Below are 17,357 nucleotides of genomic sequence, written 5' to 3' on the forward strand. Positions count from 1 at the left end.
CCGGAGGGAAGGTGTTGAACACGGATCAGGCCATTGTTTTTTCGATACTGGGTATCGCCCTGGTGCTATTCGTCTGGAACCGAATCCGGTTCGATCTGGTCGCCCTGATCGCGCTTCTTGCTGTCTCGATTGCCGGGATCGTGCCTGTGGATCAACTGTTCGACGGCTTTGGCCATCCCGCGGTTGTCACGGTGGCGGCGGTTCTGGTGATCAGCCAGGGGCTGGTCAACGGCGGTGTGGTTGACCGCCTGGCCAGGCTGCTTGGAAAGGTCGGGCACCGGCCCACGCTGCAGGTGCTGATGCTGACTTCGGTGGTGGCCCTTTGCTCGGGGTTTATCAACAACGTTGGTGCACTCGCACTGTTGATGCCGGTGGCGGTCTGGATGTCCAGGGAAACCGGGCGGTCGCCCTCGCTGCTGCTGATGCCCCTGGCATTTGGTTCCCTGCTCGGGGGAACCATGACACTGATTGGCACGCCTCCGAACATCATCATTGCCAGTTATCGGGAAGCTGGTTCTTTCGGCATGTTTGACTTCGCACCGGTGGGCCTTGCTATTACGTTGGCAGGCATCGGCTTTATCACGCTGGTCGGGTGGCGGCTGACGCCGCGACGGGGTAAACCCGACAACGGTGGCAAGCTGTTCAGTGTGGGCGACTATGTTACCGAGCTTCGGGTGCCGGAGGATTCCTCCCACGTCGGGGCAACCCTTCATGGGCTTCTGACGCGCGCGGATGCCGAGAAGGACGTCGTGGTTCTGGCGCTTATCCGGGATGACAAGCGGTCGCTGGCTCCCTCTACGTTCTCCGTCCTGCGCGGCGACGATCTGCTCCTGGTGGAAGCGGATACCGATGCCTTGCAGGACTTTCTGGACAGCACCGGGCTCGAGTTGGCGAGTGTGGAGGAGGCCTCTTCAGAAGCGTCCGATCAGGACGAAACAGAGTCGGGAAAGCCGGGCGAAAAGTCCCTGTCCGAGGGCGACGTGCGTTTGATCGAAGCGGTCATCACGCCGGAATCGGGGCTGATCGGAAAAACCGCCAACAGGCTCAATCTTCGCGAGCAGAACGGTCTCAACATCGTTGCGATTGCGCGTCAGGGTCAACGGTTGCAGCGACGTCTGGGTGATATTCGGTTTCAGGCCGGCGACATCCTTCTGATCCAGGGCGAGGAGGAAACCTTGCGTGTCACGCTTCAGGGGCTCGGCTGCCTGCCCCTGGCCGAGCGGGGTCTCCGGTTTGGCAGGGAGCGCAACTCCCTTCTGGCTGGCGGCCTTTTTATCGCCGCCATAGCATTGATTGTGGTTGGCTGGTTATCGCCCCCCGTCGCGCTGGTCGCCTGCGCCGTGGTCATGGTTCTCAGCAAGGTTCTCAGCAACCAGGAAGCCTACCGGGCGATTGACTGGCCCGTTATCGTGCTGCTGGCCGCCATGATTCCTGTGGGGCAGGCCCTCGAGACTACCGGTGGGGCAGAATTGATCGCGTCCTGGATGCTGATGCTGGGTTCCGGAGGCGATGCCTGGGTGGTTGTTACCATTGTCCTCACTGGCACAATGCTGCTGTCGAACGTTGTGAACAACGCGGCAGCGGCCATCCTGGTTGCGCCGATTGCTTTGAGTCTTTCCGGGCAGCTTGGCATTGCCGCCGATGCCATGTTGATGGCGGTGGCGGTTGGCGCCTCCTGCGCCTTTCTGACCCCGGTAGGGCATCAATCCAATGCTCTGGTTATGGAGCCCGGAGGTTATCGCTTTGGAGACTACTGGCGGCTGGGGCTGCCGCTGTCTCTCCTCGTGACCGTGGTAGCTGTGCCGGTCATTCTGGCGGTCTGGGCGTGACGCCGTTTAACCGGTGTCTGTACTCTCTGTTATGCTGTTACTCGTCTGTTTTGATGGGTGACTGGCACGATGACAGTGATTGAGCAAATCGATCTGGCAAAGTCGGAATTGCTGGAGCAGCTTGAATGGACAAGGAAGCGAACCGAGACTCTCGTGTGTTCTCTTCCCGAGACCGCGCTGGACGTTCCCTACCATCCGGGCGTCAATCCACCGCTCTGGGAAATGGGGCATGCGGCCTTCTTTTACGAAGTCTTCGTCTTCAACCTGCTGGATGGCACACCGAGCCATGATCCTGCCATGGACGACCTGTGGGATTCGTTCCACATCGAACACCGGGATCGATGGAACCGGGAGTCGTTTCCCGGGCGGCAGAAAACCCTCGACTATTTCAATCTCATCTATGATCGAGTGGCCGAGCGGATTGAGAAGCAACCGTTAACCGACCAGGCCCGTTACCTCTACCGCTATGCAATCTACCACCAGAACATGCACATCGAGTCTATGATCTGGTGCCGTCAGACCGTCGGCTACCCGGCTCCGCCGGGTACTGATTTTTACCGACCGGCGCCAGGTGACTCGCATCAGGCAGACGCCTATGTTCCGGCAGGAGAGTGGTTGATCGGGATGCCGGGTGAGTCCGGGCAGTACGCCAGTGACGATTTTGCCTTCGACAATGAAAAGCCATGGTTTACCGTGACGCTGGAATCGTTCGCAATTTCAAAATGCCTGGTCAGCAACCGGGAATTTATGCAGTTTGTGGAAGACGGTGGCTATCGGCGGCCAGAGCTCTGGTCTTTTGGCGGGCGGAAATGGCTCCAGACCGAAACCGATGTTGCCCTGGTTCACGGCAGTGACGAGCCTCTTTTACGGGCGCCCCGCCACCCGCTTTACTGGCGCTGGCATGATGAGCAGTGGCAGGAGCGGGTGTTCGATCGCTGGCAGCCGCTCAATCCGGATGCACCGGTCACTCACGTGACGTTCTGGGAGGCGGAGGCCTGGTGCCGTTGGGCCGGGCGTCGGCTGCCAACGGAATACGAGTGGGAAGTGGCGGCTCTGGGCAATCGCCCGGGCCAGCCCTTCCGGCGTTTTCCCTGGGGCAACTCGGCGCCGACCGAACAGCTGGCGGATCTCAACGGGCGCGCCATGGCGCAGAACCCGGTGTTCGACTTTCCTGCGGGTGACAGTCCGTTCGGCTGCCGGCAGATGACTGGCACGGTCTGGGAGTGGACCAGCGATCAGTTTCTGCCTTATGACGGTTTCAAGGTGGATATGTACCCTTTCATGTCCACCCTGCAGTTCGGCGATCACAAAGTCACCAAGGGGGGCAGTTGTGCAACGTCATCCTGCCTTATCCGGGGTACCTATCGGCAGGCCTATCTCCCGCTTCGGAACGACGCATACACTGGTTTTCGAACCTGCGCGCTCGAAAAGCCCTGAACGTCGACTGTAATCGCCGATACAGTTAATCAGGTTTGCCGACAACCAGGGATGGTTTGGCGGGCTTTTTATCGATCAGATGACTGGCAAGGGCCACGCCGGTTTCACTCATGGTCAGGTAGGCTTCATCGGCCCCGGCTTCCCGGATCTGTTTTGCCTCATCTTCATACATGGTGTGGGCCACGATAAAACCCTTGAAACCCAGTTTGCGCAGCATTCGGGCGGCGATCAGTTTGCCTTCTATGTCACCCATTGCCAGGATCACCGACTGCACTGCAGGCATGTGCAACCCGTTCCAGAAGGACGCATCCTCGGCATCAGCAAAAACCACGTTGCGACCTTCTTTCTGGTGTTGACTGGCTTTCGCAGGGTCGGAATCCAGCCCCATCAGTTTGGGCTGATCCTCGCAGAGCCAGTCGTAGGCTGCGGTCCCTGTCCGCCCCATGCCCATGATCAGGACGCGGGTATCCCCGAGGGAAATCGGTTGTTCATCGGGATGATGTTTGCTGCCTTCAAAGCGGCTGAGATCCTGGGAGTAACGTTCATAAAGGCCGTGCGCAAACCGGTTGATCGGGGCAGAAACCAGGAACGACAGCGACACCGAAATTGCCAGAGGTACCAACCACTCCGGCAAGGCAACGCTTGCCACAATCAGGCCGAATTCGCTGTAGTTGGTCAGTGCCAGGGCGCTCAGGAAGCCGCTGCGGGCCCGTAAACGGAAGGCCAGCAGCAGGAAGAAGAACAGGATGCCTTTCAGTGGCAGCACCAGCCCCGCAATGATTGCGAAAATGAGCGCATCCCCGTCGGGCAGACCGCCAATGCCAATCTGTAGGAAGAAACCCACCAGGAACACTTCCTTGACACTCCAGAGCGACTTTGAGAGTTCCTGTGACCGGGGGTGATTGGCCAGCATGGCACCGAAAACCAGGGCTCCGAGCTCCGAACTGAGGCCGACGGCCTCAAAGCCAAGCCCGCCGACAACGAGCGCCAGAAGCAGTCCCAGGAGCACCAGCAGTTCGTCGTGGCCGCTGGCATCGAGCAACCGGAACAGCAGAGGGCGAAGCAGGGGAAGCCCGAATACAATCAGGGCCCATTCGGAGGGCGTTTTACCGGCGGCCAGGCTCATGACAACCAGGGCGATAAGGTCCTGCATGATCAGGATGCCGATGGCGACCCGTCCATGGAACGCCCGTAGTTCCCGTTTGGATTCAAGAACCTTGGCGGCCAGCACCGTGCTCGAGAATGACAAGGCGATGGCCAGCATCAGCGCGGTCGACCAATCGAGGTCCATCAGCAGGTAGACACCGGGGGTAAATACCGCGCAGGTGATGCCAAAGTGCAGAAGACTGCCGCCAATCACTTCCGGACTGACGATGGATCGGAGCTTCAGCTTGAGCCCCACAGTGAACAGCAAGAGGAGTACGCCAAGGTGCGCGATGTGCTGGAGAACGTCGGTCGCCTCAATCACGACGCCGGTCGCCTCGGCAATGCCACTTAGCACAAAGCCGGCAGCCAGATAGCCAACAAGAGGGGGGAGGCCAACGAGCTTGACCAGCAGGCCAAGGCCGAAGGCAAAGGTAATCCAGATCGCTTCAGGCATGGGGTATCAGTTCAGATGTCGAAAGCACAATGGTTGCTAGGCTACCCTGTTTTGCCGTGCCCTTGTAGTCGCTGAAGGTGGAATGCTGGCGTATTCCTTAATTGAGACTCACCTGACCGGTTGCCCGATAAACGCCCGGAACAGCTCTGCGGATTCTTCCGGAGCCTCCACCATCGGTGCGTGGCCGATGCCTTCCATCAGTTCCAGTCTGGCATCCGGAATGGCTGCTGCGAACACCTCGCCGTTCCGGTAGTTGATCACCCGGTCTTCCTTGCCCCAAATGATCAGGACCGGGGTCTGGATACGGGTAATGGCATTGCGGAAGTCCGACTCGAAGCCGGCATCACGAATGGCTGCAAAAATAACTTCGTTGACGTCCCGGTTGGCGATGGCGCGCTCCTCCATCACACCCATGATCGGCCAGGGCACGAAAGGCTTTTTCTCCAACGCAAAATCCATGAGTCGTTCAAAATCACCAGGCTGCTTCGGGATCAGTGGATTGTCGCCATCCATCACCAGATCCACCAGCTCGCTCTCGTATTCCAGAATGCCGGCCGGATCGAACAATACCGCTGACTTGACTCTTTCCGGGTAACTGGCGGCGTACAGAGCTGTAATCGCACCACCCATGGAGTTGCCCATGATGTGGGCGTTCCCGACCGACAGCGTCTCCATAATCCGGGCAACGTAGCCGGCCTGGTCTTCCAGGCGATAGCCGATGTCCAGCGGCTTGCTGCTCTCGCCATGCCCCGGCAAATCGATCGCGTAGACGTTGAAGTCGTCGGTCAGGTGGCCGGCCAGGCGGGTCCAGTTGTCCTTGTTGGCCCCGAAGCCATGGATCATCACGATGGTGTCTCCATCTACCGCCTGATGATTTCTCAGATAGGCGATCTCGAGGTCATCAACCATCACGGTATCCGCTTCCAGGCCGGCGGAGGACCGCTCAAGCCCGATGGCTGTCTCGTAAATGCCCTGGCGTGAGCAGGCGCTCAGAAGCAGTGAGGCAGTCAGAATGAAAACAAGGTTCAGTGATAGAGAGCGTTGCATCTGGGGCTCCTGTCGGGCGGCTCATCGGCATCCGTTGCGAGGCGTTTACATTACTCCATAAAAAAGCCCGGTCAATGACCGGGCTGCGTTTTCGAGGACTGGTTCAGGCCAGGCGTCAGGACTGCTCCCGGGCAATGGCACGGAAAGCGATGTCCTTGCGGTAGAACGCGCCATCCCACTGGATCTTGGAGGCCAGCTCGTAGGCCCGTTTCTGGGCTTCGGTAACGGTATTGCCAAGCGCCGTGGCGCAGAGCACCCGACCGCCGTTGGTAACCACCTGGTCGCCGTTGAGACGGGTACCGGCGTGAAACACCTTCTCGCCTTCGGTCTCGGTGTCCGGCAGACCGGAAATGGCGTCGCCCTTGTTATAGCTGCCCGGGTAACCACCGGCAGCCAGCACGATACCGACGGAGGCTCGGTCATCCCATTCGGAATCGCACTGGTTCAGCTTGCCGTCGATGGCCGCGTCGCAGAGTTCTACAAGGTCCGACTTCATCCGCAGCATGATCGGCTGCGTTTCCGGGTCGCCAAAACGGCAGTTGAACTCGATCACCTTGGGCGTGCCGCTGTTGTCAATCATCAGGCCGGCGTAGAGGAAACCCTTGTAGGGATGGCCCTCGGCCGCCATGCCGCGCACGGTCGGATAGATTACTTCATCCATGATGCGCTGATGAACATCTGCGGTCACCACCGGGGCCGGCGAGTAGGCGCCCATGCCACCGGTATTGAGACCGGTGTCGCCGTCGCCCACGCGTTTGTGATCCTGGGAGGTGGCCATGGCCAGAACGTTCTCGCCGTCCACCATCACGATAAAGCTGGCTTCTTCGCCTTCCAGAAACTCTTCGATGACGACACGGCTACCGGCATCACCAAACGCGTTCCCGGCCAGCATGTCGCGGATTGCATCTTCGGCTTCTTCCAGGGTCATGGCAACGATCACGCCTTTGCCGGCAGCCAGGCCATCGGCTTTGACGACGATTGGAGCGCCCTGCTGGCGAACATAGGCCAGGGCTTCGCCCACATCAGTGAAGTTGCCGTAGCCGGCTGTCGGGATTTTGTGGCGCGCCAGAAAATCCTTGGTGAAAGCCTTGGAGCCTTCGAGCTGGGCAGCGCCGGCACTCGGGCCGAAAACCCTCAGGCCACGCTGTTCAAATTTGTCGACTATGCCTGCGACCAGCGGCGCTTCCGGGCCGACGATGGTAAGCCCAACGTGGTTGGTGGCGGCGAAGTTGGCGAGGCCGTCCAGGTCCATCACGTCGATGTCGACATTTTCCAGGCCGGTTTCCCGTGCCGTGCCGGCGTTGCCAGGCGCCACAAAAACACGGTCTGCCTTGGGGGATTGCGCGGCTTTCCAGGCCAGGGCGTGTTCGCGGCCGCCGGAGCCAATAACGAGAATATTCATGGTGATAACCCCTCAGTGCCGGAAGTGGCGCATGCCGGTGAAGACCATGGCGATGCCGTGTTCGTTGGCCGCATCAATCACTTCCTGATCGCGCATGGAGCCACCAGGCTGGATGACAGCGGTGATACCAGCCGCCGCCGCAGCGTCAATGCCGTCGCGGAACGGGAAGAAGGCATCGGACGCCATGACCGATCCTTTCACTTCCAGGCCCTCGTCGGCGGCCTTGATACCGGCAATCTTCGCGCTGTAAACACGGCTCATCTGGCCAGCGCCGACACCGATGGTGCGACCCGCCTTGGCATAGACAATGGCGTTGGATTTGACGTATTTAGCCACTTCCCAGGCAAACAACAGGTCGTTGAGTTCCTGCTCGGAGGGCTGGCGCTCAGTGACCACCTTGACGTCCTCCATGGCCACCATGCCCAGGTCCCTGTCCTGAACGAGCAGACCACCGGTCACGCGCTTGTAATCCATGGAACGGGCACGGTCGCCGTCAAACTCGCCGCAGGCGAGCAGACGCACGTTCTTCTTGGCGGCTACCAGTTCCACTGCTTCCGGAGCAACGGTAGGCGCGATGATCACTTCCACAAACTGGCGATCAATGATGGCTTTGGCAGTTTCCGCATCCAGCTCACGGTTGAAGGCGATGATGCCACCAAAAGCCGATGTGGGGTCCGTGGCGAACGCCAGGTCGTAGGCCTGACGGATATCGGCGCCGATCGCCACACCACAGGGATTGGCATGTTTGACGATTACGCAGGCCGGATCCGCGAAAGGCTTCACGCATTCCAGGGCGGCATCGGTATCGGCCACGTTGTTGTAGCTGAGCTCCTTGCCCTGAAGCTGTTTGGCCGTGGCCACGCAGGCTTCCTTGGGGTTGCGCTCGGCGTAGAATGCGGCGCGCTGATGCGGGTTTTCGCCATAACGCATGTCCTGGACCTTCACGTACTGGGCGTTGAAGGTGCGTGGGAAATCAGCGTTGTCGTTATCCGGCGTGCGGCCGCCCAGATAGTTGGCGATGGCGCCATCGTAGCCAGCGGTGTGCTCAAACGCTTTTACGGCCAGATCGAACCGGGTGCTGTAGCTCAGTTGGCCATCGTTGGCTTCCAGTTCTTTCAGGACCCGGCTGTAATCACTGGCGTTGACCACGATGGCGACGTCGTTGTGGTTCTTGGCGGCAGCGCGAACCATGGTAGGACCACCGATATCAATGTTCTCGATGGCGGTCGCCAGATCACAGTCCGGCTTTGCAACGGTCTCCTCGAAGGGGTAGAGATTGACCACAACCATATCGATAGGGCTAATGCCATGCTCGGACATCACCGCATCGTCAGTGCCCCGGCGCCCGAGAATCCCGCCATGGATCTTCGGGTGCAGGGTTTTTACCCGGCCATCCATCATCTCGGGAAAGCCGGTGTAGTCGGAGACTTCGGTTACCGGGATGCTGTTTTCTTTCAGGAGACGGTAGGTGCCACCGGTGGAGAGCAGCTCAACGCCGCGTTCGGTCAGGGCACGGCCGAAATCGACGATGCCGGTTTTATCACTCACGCTGATCAGGGCGCGACGGACGGAGGTGTTAGCCTGGTTTGCCATGGGTCACTTTCTTCGCTGGAGATGAACGAATAAGGGCCTCGCGAATAGTGTCCGGGAGGCCCCAGGGAGCCTCTGAACAACTTCTCAATCCCCTCTGCGTGCTCTGAAGGCTGCAGATGCAAGGCGCGGCTCGCCGGCAATGGCCGTAGTCCTTGGCAAGAGTCGCAACGTCGCAGATGCGGCCCTCAGAGCGCGCCCTTCGGGGCCTTCAGGGCCATTTACACTCTGTGTTGCGACTTTTTGCAATGTCCCGACATTGCTGCAAAGTCGCGTCTTGACTGTAATTGGCTCTGAAGGCCAGAGGTGATTGAGAAGTTGTTCAGAGGCTCCTTAAATCAGGGTGTCTGGATTATAGCAGACCGTACTGCTTCAGCTTCTTGCGCAGGGTCCCGCGGTTCAGGCCCAGCATGGTGGAGGCCTTGGTCTGGTTGTTGCGGGTGTATTTCATCACCTGTTCAAGCAGCGGAGCTTCCACTTCGGAAAGCACCAGCTGGTAGACCTCGGTCACCGGAGCGCCGTCCAGTTGGGCGAAGTAGTTTTTCAGGGCGACCTCAACACTGTCGCGCAGGGTGACGGTGTTGCCGCTGCTGTTCACCGTCTGCAACTGATGGATATCATCGTTGGCCGGGGTGCTCAGGTTGTCGTTTGCCAAAGTCTCAGCGCTCATGCTGCGAATACCTCTCCATTTCGTAAGCCTGCAAAATACCGTTGAATCGTGTCTCTCTGCTCCAGCGCATCGTCGATGGCGTTGAAGCGTTTGCGGAACTGTTTACCCGGATCGTGGGACTGCAGGTACCAGCCCACGTGTTTTCTGGCAATACGCACGCCCATGGTCTCACCATAGAAAGCATGCAACGCCTGGAGATGCTCGGTCAGAATTTCCTCGACCTCATCAAGCTCCGGTGCGGCCATGTGGCTACCGGTTTCCAGGAAATGCCGGATTTCCCGGAAAATCCAGGGGCTGCCCTGGGCAGCGCGGCCAATCAGCAGGCCGTCGGCGCCGGTATGGCGAAGGACGTCCCGGGCTTTTTCAGGCGATGTAACATCCCCGTTGGCAAACACCGGAATGCTGATGCGGGATTTCACATCGGCGATGGTGTCGTACTCGGCATTGCCCTCGTATTTGTCCGCACGGGTCCGACCGTGAATGGCCACTGCCTGAATGCCGGCATCCTCCGCCATTCGGGCAATAACCAGTGCATTGCGGTTGTCCCTGTCCCATCCGGTTCGCATCTTGAGGGTGACTGGGACATCAACCGCCTGAACCACCGACTCCAGAATGTCGCGAACCAGGGCTTCATCTTTCATCAGGGCGGAACCGGCGGCCTTGTTACAGACCTTCTTGGCCGGGCAGCCCATATTAATGTCGATGATCTGGGCGCCGAATTCCGCATTCTGACGGGCGGCATCGGCCAGCATTTGCGGATCGCCGCCGGCAATCTGCACCGAGCGGGGCTCAGGCTCGCCTTCATGGTTCAGGCGGGTCTGTGATTTGCGCGTATGCCAGAGTTTGCTGTCCGCTATGACCATCTCCGACACCGCCAGACCCGCGCCCAACCTCCGGCACAAAAGACGGAAAGGGCGGTCTGTCACGCCAGCCATGGGCGCAACAATCAAGGGGTTGGGCAAAGTGTACGGCCCGATTTTTGCCGTTGGCAGCATGATCTGAGTCCGTGTCACAGCGGGTTAAGCAAAGGTCGGGCTGAGCGGTTGTTCAATAAGTAACCGATCCAGCATCCGAAGGGCGGTAATGATACCGCCGGGTGGACCATGATTGAAGGGGCTGGGCGGTGAAAAAACTGATTATTTTTCGCCCTTTCTGGTTGACTTTTGTTCTGTACGATGGCCGTCGGGAATGGCTGTCGAGTGAATACTTGCTTACGGCATCAGGGTGCGTGGGGGCGGAAGAGGATGTTGTAATTCACCGCGTCACGGCCCGGATCCCGAATGTTGATGGCAATGCGAACGGGGGTATCCGTGGGCATGGCGTCCAGCTCCCGACCTTCGCCGGCCAGGTACTCCTCGGGCGTGAACAGACTCTGTGCCACCACATCGCCATTCAGGTTGGAAAAGGTGAGGGCAATGGCGGGAAAGGGTTGCTCGAAGTCGGCCCGGTTAATGATCACGGCATCGACCACCAGCTGCGAGCGATTATCGGGATCGGTCCGCACCACCAGTTTCCGGCTCTGGATAGCTTCCACATTGATCAGCGGTTTAAGTTCGCAGCCGGCCAGTTCACAGCCTTTCTCATAGAAGGGGCGCAGCTCGGGGATGGCCGACAGTCGATCGAACTGGAACCAGGTTACCTGGGCGATCAGAACACCGATCAGGCCCAGTACAATCACGCTCCACACGATCGTGCGGACGCCACTTCCACCGGAATCGACAGCAACCGGCTCCCGGCGTAGATCCCGGAAGGGCGGGTCGGCATGGAACGCGTCGGCCGGTCGCTCCGGCTCATCAAAATCGAAACCGGATTCGTCCACAAAGTCATCGAACGGATCAGAATCCTTGGCCGGCCCGGTCGCCGCGGAAGAGGGTGTTCCGGTCTGCTCAAACACCGGTTCTTCCTCCAGGCTCAGCTCAGGGCGAGGTGCTGGCCTCGGCTCCGGTTCGGGAGAGATGTCTTCAGGTTCCGGTTCGGGGGCAGGCTCGGGGCGCTGGGGGGCAGAAGGTTTTTGGGATGCTGGCTCGTCATCCTGAAGAATGGCTTCGGCCCAGCTCTCATCGACTTGCTCATCGGGGCTGTCGGTGTCAGCGTCTTTGTAATCTGTTTCGTCGCGCTCATCAAAGCTGCGGAAACTATCGCTTAACTCGTCATCGGAGAAGGTCAGCTTGGTGCCGGCGTAAGGCCCTTCCGCCGCATCTTCTTCCGGGTTATCGGCGAAGACAAAATCCTCCTCGCTGACGCCGGAGCCGGAGGTAGAGCCGGCAGGCGATGATGCACCTGCGGGTTGTGCCGGGGTGGCGGGAGTTCGTGGTTTCTCGCCACCGCTTGGGATAACCTGGTGCTCAATGGCATTGAACACCTTCATGCAGTTCCCGCAGCGCACTTTGCCCTTGGCAATGCCAAGCTGTTCTTCGGTTACCCGGAAGCGGGTCTGGCAATTCGGGCACTGTGTCTGCAGGCTGCTCTGGGTCATGCTTCTTCCTGAAAGCGACTAGGCTACGAGTTTCGGAGTTTAGTCGTTAAGACCGGTTTCGTCATCTGTCGTGGCGCCGTCCTGTGAGGCGTATCCACTCTTCCCGCTGCTCGGGCTCGTCCATGACGAACCATGGCTCATAGGCGGCCATTACTTCCCGGGCCTGGTTAGACAGGATGCCGGACAGCACCAGATCGCCGCCGGGCCTGGTCCGCGAGGCAAGATGGGGAGCAAGGCCGATCAGGGGCTGGGCCAGGATGTTGGCAAGCATGATGTCGGCTTTGGTCTCCGGCTCGTTGTCTGGCAGGAACAGGTCTAGCTTGCTGTCTTCGACACCGTTGCGGCGGGCGTTTTCCCGGCTGGCTTCGAGGGCCTGCGGATCGGTATCGACACCAATCACATGGTCTGCGCCAAGGAGCAGGGCCGCAAGGCCGAGAATGCCGGAGCCACAGCCGTAATCGATCACCTGCTTGCCATGGGGATCCTGGCCATCAAGCCATTCGAGGCAGAGGGCGGTCGTTGGATGGGTGCCGGTACCGAAGGCCAGACCGGGGTCCAGCATCAGATTCGCCGCATCCGGGTAAGGTGCGTCATGCCAGCTCGGGACGATCCAGAGCCGCTCGCCGAATTTCAGGGGCTGGAAATCGTCCATCCAGGCCCGTTCCCAATCCTTGTCCTCAACCAGAGTGACGTCGATTTCCGGAAGGGCCTGCTGGGTTTGCTGGTGCCAGGCATCCCGGATGTCGGCGCAGAGCTGCTCGATATCCCGGCCGGAATCGAACAGCCCGGTCACCGTTGTCTGGCTCCATAAAGGTGTAGTGCCGGGGTCCGGCTCATAGAGGGGCTGGTCGGCGGCATCTTCCATGGAGACGGCGTCAGAGCCCATCTCCATGAGCAGATCCTCCAGCTGATCCGCGTTGTCCGGATCAGCCGGGATCTGGAGTTGTATCCAGGGCATGATTAATCCCGCATCAGTTTCTCAAGGTAGTGGATGGTGAAGTCTACCTGTTTAAAGCCACCATCGCGTACCAGTTTCCGATGCAGCGGTTGATTGGTCTTGATGCCCTCGACCACCAGTTCGTCCAGCGCGTTCTTCATCCGGCGCCGGGCAATGTCCCTGTCGTCGCCCCAGGTGATCAGTTTGGCCACCAGGGAATCGTAGTAGGGGGGAACCGTGTAACCGCTGTACAGGTGAGAATCCACCCGCACACCATTACCGCCCGGGGCATGGAAGTGTTTAACCTTGCCGGGGCTGGGGATAAAGGTTTTCGGATCCTCGGCGTTGATCCGGCACTCCATGGCGTGGCCGGAAATCCGGATGTCGTCCTGGGTGTATTGCAGCGGCAGGCCGCTGGCAATGCGGAGCTGTTCGCGGACGATATCAACACCGGTGACCATCTCGGAGACCGGATGTTCTACCTGGACACGGGTGTTCATTTCGATGAAATAGAACTCGCCGTCCTGATACAGGAACTCGAACGTACCAGCGCCCACATAACCGATTTCCTTACAGGCATCGGTACAGGCTTTCAGGGTGCGTTCCCGGGATTCCGGATTGATGTTCGGAGCCGGAGCTTCCTCTATCACCTTCTGGTTCCGGCGCTGCATGGAACAGTCGCGATCGCCCAGGTGAATGCAGTTGCCGTGCATGTCGGCAAGTACCTGCACTTCCACGTGACGCGGGGCTTCCAGGAACTTCTCGAGGTAAACCGTCGGGTCGCCGAAGGCATTCTTGGCCTCGCTCTGGGTGATCTGGACACCCTTTAGCAGGGCCGCTTCAGAATGGACCACCTGCATCCCGCGGCCGCCGCCGCCGGAAGCCGCCTTGATCATGACGGGGTAGCCGATTTCCTTGGCAATCCTCAGGGTCCGCTCCTCATCGTCGTCCAGCGGGCCATCGGAGCCCGGCACGGTCGGAACGCCGGCCTTGATCATCGCGTTGATGGCGGACACCTTGTTGCCCATCAGCCGGATGGTTTCGGCCTTGGGACCGATAAAGCGAAACCCGCTCTTTTCCACCTGCTCGGCAAAATCGGCATTCTCGGCAAGGAAGCCGTAGCCGGGGTGAATACCCACGGAATCGGTTACCTCGGCGGCGCTGATGATGGTAGGGATGTTCAGGTAGCTGTCGGTCGCGCTGTTAGGGCCAATACAGACAGACTCGTCGGCAAGCCGTACGTGCATCAGGTCGCGATCGACCTGGGAATGCACTGCCACGGTCTTGATGCCCAGCTCCTTGCAGGCGCGCAGAATCCGGAGGGCAATTTCACCCCGGTTTGCGATCAGAACTTTTTCTAACATGGCCATGAGTAGCTATCACCGCGTTCAGGAAATGACGACCAGGGGCTGGTCAAACTCAACCGGCTGGCCATTCTCGACCAGGATGTCCTGGATGGTGCCGCTCTTGTCGGCCTCAATCTGGTTCATCATCTTCATAGCTTCCACGATGCAGATGACATCACCCACATTGACGGTCTGGCCAACTTCCACAAACGCCTTGGCGGTGGGCGAGGGTGAGCGATAGAAAGTGCCTACCATGGGAGACTTCACGCTGTGTCCGGCCGGGGCCGCTGGCGCAGAGGACTCTTCCGAGGCCGGAGCGGACGCTGCCGGCGCCGGAGCTGGCTGCTGGGCAGGCGCTGGCGCCGGGTAGTGGCTCACGTACTGGGTGCCGGCAGCTGGTTCACGCCGGCGGGAGATGCGTACCGAATCGTCGGCCTCGTGAATCTCCAGCTCCTCGACGTCAGATTCCTCGAGCAGCTCGATCAGTTTCTTGATTTTACGAATATCCATAGTCAGTCCAGTCCCGTTTTGTCAGGTCTATCGGTGAATGCGTTTCAGGGCTGCCTGGAGTGCGAGGTCGTACCCCTGGCTACCCAGCCCACAGATAACGCCTTCGGCGATATCCGAGAAATAGGAGTGATGCCGGAACGGTTCCCGGGCATGCACGTTCGAAAGATGCACTTCTATAAATGGAATTCCCGAGGCCAGCATGGCGTCGCGCAGGGCAACGCTGGTATGGGTGAAGGCGGCGGGGTTTATGATGATGAAGTCCACGCCTTCCGCCCGGGCCTCGTGAACCCGCTCAATCAGTTCGTATTCGGCATTTGATTGCAGGTGCAGCAGATGATGCCCCTGCTCTGCCGCCAGTGAGCGCAACCGGTCGTCGATGTCCGCCAGTGTCTCGTAACCATAGACCTCCGGCTCGCGGGTACCGAGCATGTTGAGGTTGGGTCCGTGGAGCACGAGAATTGTCGACATGGTTCTGTCTGCCTTGATGTCTTTTTACAGGATCGCCGATTTTAACGGCATGTTCCCCCAATGGTGCGTGCTTGTTTTGTTCAGATCAACACTTTTTGACAATCGTTCCTGTTGTCCATTGGTCGTAAAAAGACGGCAAATGAATCGAAACGGGATCTTTCCGCTGATGACAATCATTGTCGTGAACGGCGGAACGAACTTCCATACGACGTTGGTTTCATAAAAGGTAGCAGCCGGGCAGTGACTGAGCCATGCCCGACCGAAAATTGTCTGAAAAGTCTGGGGGAGGGATTCGGGCCGCGGCACGGCCCGGATTCAGGAATCGGCCAGGGTTACGCAGTTGCGGCCAAGCTCCTTGGAGCTGTAGAGCGCACGGTCGGCCCGCTCGCAAAGTGCCTGGGAGGTGTTGTCGTCCCAGGCTGCGATGCCACAACTGAAGGTGACATTGAATTCCCGGTCGCCGGCCGGTTGCTGCAACTCGGAGAACCGCTCCCGGATTTCATTGAGAACGTTCCGGGCATCGCTCGGGCGGGTGTTGGGCAGGATGATGGCAAATTCCTCACCACCGTAGCGGCCGATGTGGTCGGTCTTGCGCAGGCGTTGTTTGAGGAACATCGACAGGCTGCGCAGCACCCGGTCGCCGATCGGGTGGCCAAAGGTGTCGTTCACCTTCTTGAAATAGTCGATGTCGATCATCGCAAAGCACAGCGGCTGTTGTTTCTGGCGCGCCCGCACGATCTCCTGGTCCAGCAGGTGGAGGGTGTGGGTGTGGTTGAACAGGCCCGTCAGGCTGTCGCGAATCATCAGGGCCAGCAACGAGCGGGCACGTCGCCCGCGGTTGTGGATCGTGGCAATCAGGTGTTTCGGGTCGATCGGTTTGGTCAGGAAGTCGTCGCCGCCCAGGCTCATGGCATGGAGCTGTTTCGTCACGTCTTCCTCGGCCGAGAGGTAAATGATGGGCACGCTGTGAAAACGGTCCTGCTGGCGGATCACCCGGGCGATTTCCATGCCCGTACAGCCCGGCATATACATGTCCAGGATGATGATCTCCGGCGAGAACTCCTCCAGGGCGTGGATGATCTGCATCGGGTCGGTGATGATGTGGGCGGTCATACCCGCTTTCTTCAACACCGTTTCCATATATTTTGCCTGGGCCCGGGAATCATCCAGCACCAGGACCTTGTAGGGCTCCACGGTGTTGCCGTGGGTGTAGGTCTCGATCTTTTCGATCAGCTGCCCCGGGTCGACAGCAGGGTAGAAGAACTCTTCCCCGCCGCAGCGGGAAGCCTGCAGACGGGTCTCGATAGAACCGTCCTCGTCACTCATGAAAATAATCGGAATCGGCGTATCGTGTCGTTCCTGCAGGCGTTCGATGATGGTAATGCCGGCATTGGGCGAGCCGCCGAAATTGACGTCTACCAGGATGGTTTCCGGCTTGTGCAGTGCGCAGGCTTCGGTCAGTTCATCGGCATTGGCAAAAGCGGATGCCCGGAAGCCGAAGAATTCCAGCTGCCGGATCAGGCGGGCTGCCATTTCCTGGTTGGCCAGGGCAATGTAAACCGGGGTTCGACGAAATTGGTGGGGCGCTTCAGAACTGTTGAGGTCGGTCCTGCGCAGAGTGCTCTGGGACAAGGTCTCGATGGCATCCTGCAGTTGTCGCTCGAGGCTCTCGTTCAGGGCAGATCCGGGTTCCCACTGGTTGATCAGCGCCAGCGTGGTCTGACCGGCCCGGGCGTGGCTGTCCATTTCAAACCGCTGGGCGTAGCGCACCAGTTTGTCCGTAGCCGCGGCGAACTCGTTGCGGTGGGCCGAAGCCTTGTCCCGGTCCTCGTGAATTTTCTGCCAGGTATCCAGAACAACCCGGGCCTGGGTTGTCACACGGCGTGCGAAATGCTGCCTGAGTTTTTCTTTCTGGCTTTCGTCATTCATGTTGCTCGGGCCTGTCTCTTTTTCATTATTGGTCGTCCTTTCCCGGTGTGGACGATTTTTCAACCTTAGTCCTTTTGCAGAGTCTATAGTGTTTAATGTTGTCGGCGTAGGTTGCG

Annotated in this window: 14 protein-coding genes; 2 read left to right on the plus strand and 12 right to left on the minus strand. The window is 59.3% G+C overall.

The window, feature by feature from the left end; all coding sequences use genetic code 11:
- Positions 1-14 precede the first annotated feature (14 nt).
- On the plus strand, positions 15-1,829 hold the full coding sequence (locus EDB94_RS12055; protein WP_108018579.1) for an SLC13 family permease: 1,815 nt from the start codon (positions 15-17) through the stop codon (positions 1,827-1,829).
- A gap of 69 nt (positions 1,830-1,898) precedes the next feature.
- Positions 1,899-3,266, plus strand: a complete 1,368-nt coding sequence (gene senA / locus EDB94_RS12060; protein WP_181259032.1) for a selenoneine synthase SenA — start codon at positions 1,899-1,901, stop codon at positions 3,264-3,266.
- 25 nt (positions 3,267-3,291) lie between these two features.
- Here the strand turns inward: senA and EDB94_RS12065 are convergent, their stop codons facing one another.
- The 12 genes from EDB94_RS12065 to EDB94_RS12120 all read right to left on the minus strand — a co-directional run bounded on the left by EDB94_RS12065 (position 3,292) and on the right by EDB94_RS12120 (position 17,241).
- On the minus strand, positions 3,292-4,866 hold the full coding sequence (locus tag EDB94_RS12065) for a cation:proton antiporter family protein (RefSeq protein ID WP_062786158.1): 1,575 nt from the start codon (positions 4,864-4,866) through the stop codon (positions 3,292-3,294).
- Positions 4,867-4,974: 108 nt separating this feature from the next.
- Entirely contained in the window at positions 4,975-5,913 is a 939-nt protein-coding gene (locus EDB94_RS12070; protein WP_108018485.1) for an alpha/beta fold hydrolase, read from the minus strand.
- A gap of 115 nt (positions 5,914-6,028) precedes the next feature.
- On the minus strand, positions 6,029-7,315 hold the full coding sequence (purD, locus tag EDB94_RS12075; protein WP_108018486.1) for a phosphoribosylamine--glycine ligase: 1,287 nt from the start codon (positions 7,313-7,315) through the stop codon (positions 6,029-6,031).
- Between the two features lie 12 nt (positions 7,316-7,327).
- On the minus strand, positions 7,328-8,908 hold the full coding sequence (gene purH, locus EDB94_RS12080; RefSeq protein WP_014578433.1) for a bifunctional phosphoribosylaminoimidazolecarboxamide formyltransferase/IMP cyclohydrolase: 1,581 nt from the start codon (positions 8,906-8,908) through the stop codon (positions 7,328-7,330).
- A 349-nt stretch (positions 8,909-9,257) separates the two neighbouring features.
- Positions 9,258-9,575, minus strand: a complete 318-nt coding sequence (fis, locus tag EDB94_RS12085; protein WP_008170934.1) for a DNA-binding transcriptional regulator Fis — start codon at positions 9,573-9,575, stop codon at positions 9,258-9,260.
- Positions 9,572-10,570 carry a tRNA dihydrouridine synthase DusB gene (gene dusB / locus EDB94_RS12090; RefSeq protein ID WP_014578431.1) on the minus strand — a complete coding sequence of 333 codons (999 nt, stop codon included), beginning with the start codon at positions 10,568-10,570 and terminating at the stop codon, positions 9,572-9,574. Before dusB ends, fis begins: the two co-directional genes overlap by 4 nt.
- A 224-nt stretch (positions 10,571-10,794) precedes the next feature.
- Positions 10,795-12,051 (minus strand): DUF3426 domain-containing protein, encoded by a 1,257-nt coding sequence (locus EDB94_RS12095; protein ID WP_108018487.1) that lies wholly within the window; start codon positions 12,049-12,051, stop codon positions 10,795-10,797.
- Positions 12,052-12,112: 61 nt separating this feature from the next.
- A complete protein-coding gene (gene prmA, locus EDB94_RS12100) occupies positions 12,113-13,009 on the minus strand; it encodes a 50S ribosomal protein L11 methyltransferase (RefSeq protein ID WP_108018488.1) in 897 nt (298 codons plus the stop codon).
- A 2-nt stretch (positions 13,010-13,011) separates the two neighbouring features.
- Positions 13,012-14,358, minus strand: a complete 1,347-nt coding sequence (accC, locus tag EDB94_RS12105) for an acetyl-CoA carboxylase biotin carboxylase subunit (RefSeq protein WP_014578428.1) — start codon at positions 14,356-14,358, stop codon at positions 13,012-13,014.
- A gap of 18 nt (positions 14,359-14,376) precedes the next feature.
- Entirely contained in the window at positions 14,377-14,844 is a 468-nt protein-coding gene (accB, locus tag EDB94_RS12110) for an acetyl-CoA carboxylase biotin carboxyl carrier protein (protein ID WP_008170940.1), read from the minus strand.
- 27 nt (positions 14,845-14,871) lie between these two features.
- Complete coding sequence (gene aroQ, locus EDB94_RS12115; RefSeq protein ID WP_041645657.1) at positions 14,872-15,312, minus strand: type II 3-dehydroquinate dehydratase; 441 nt, start codon at positions 15,310-15,312, stop codon at positions 14,872-14,874.
- Positions 15,313-15,627: 315 nt separating this feature from the next.
- Positions 15,628-17,241 carry a diguanylate cyclase gene (locus EDB94_RS12120; RefSeq protein ID WP_108018489.1) on the minus strand — a complete coding sequence of 538 codons (1,614 nt, stop codon included), beginning with the start codon at positions 17,239-17,241 and terminating at the stop codon, positions 15,628-15,630.
- Between the last annotated feature and the right edge of the window lie 116 nt (positions 17,242-17,357).

Origin of the sequence: Marinobacter sp. 3-2, assembly GCF_003751355.1 — a bacterium.
GTDB classification, from domain to species: domain Bacteria; phylum Pseudomonadota; class Gammaproteobacteria; order Pseudomonadales; family Oleiphilaceae; genus Marinobacter; species Marinobacter adhaerens.

Excerpts from the sequence above, each read along its gene's own strand:
- purH (WP_014578433.1), bottom strand. The coding sequence starts at position 8,908 with ATGGCAAACCAGGCTAACACCTCCGTCCGTCGCGCCCTGATCAGCGTG.
- EDB94_RS12120 (WP_108018489.1), bottom strand. The coding sequence starts at position 17,241 with ATGAATGACGAAAGCCAGAAAGAAAAACTCAGGCAGCATTTCGCACGC.
- fis (WP_008170934.1), bottom strand. The coding sequence starts at position 9,575 with ATGAGCGCTGAGACTTTGGCAAACGACAACCTGAGCACCCCGGCCAAC.
- EDB94_RS12065 (WP_062786158.1), bottom strand. The coding sequence starts at position 4,866 with ATGCCTGAAGCGATCTGGATTACCTTTGCCTTCGGCCTTGGCCTGCTG.
- accC (WP_014578428.1), bottom strand. The coding sequence starts at position 14,358 with ATGGCCATGTTAGAAAAAGTTCTGATCGCAAACCGGGGTGAAATTGCC.
- EDB94_RS12095 (WP_108018487.1), bottom strand. The coding sequence starts at position 12,051 with ATGACCCAGAGCAGCCTGCAGACACAGTGCCCGAATTGCCAGACCCGC.
- prmA (WP_108018488.1), bottom strand. The coding sequence starts at position 13,009 with ATGCCCTGGATACAACTCCAGATCCCGGCTGATCCGGACAACGCGGAT.
- aroQ (WP_041645657.1), bottom strand. The coding sequence starts at position 15,312 with ATGTCGACAATTCTCGTGCTCCACGGACCCAACCTCAACATGCTCGGT.
- accB (WP_008170940.1), bottom strand. The coding sequence starts at position 14,844 with ATGGATATTCGTAAAATCAAGAAACTGATCGAGCTGCTCGAGGAATCT.
- EDB94_RS12070 (WP_108018485.1), bottom strand. The coding sequence starts at position 5,913 with ATGCAACGCTCTCTATCACTGAACCTTGTTTTCATTCTGACTGCCTCA.
- senA (WP_181259032.1), top strand. The coding sequence starts at position 1,899 with ATGACAGTGATTGAGCAAATCGATCTGGCAAAGTCGGAATTGCTGGAG.
- dusB (WP_014578431.1), bottom strand. The coding sequence starts at position 10,570 with ATGCTGCCAACGGCAAAAATCGGGCCGTACACTTTGCCCAACCCCTTG.
- purD (WP_108018486.1), bottom strand. The coding sequence starts at position 7,315 with ATGAATATTCTCGTTATTGGCTCCGGCGGCCGCGAACACGCCCTGGCC.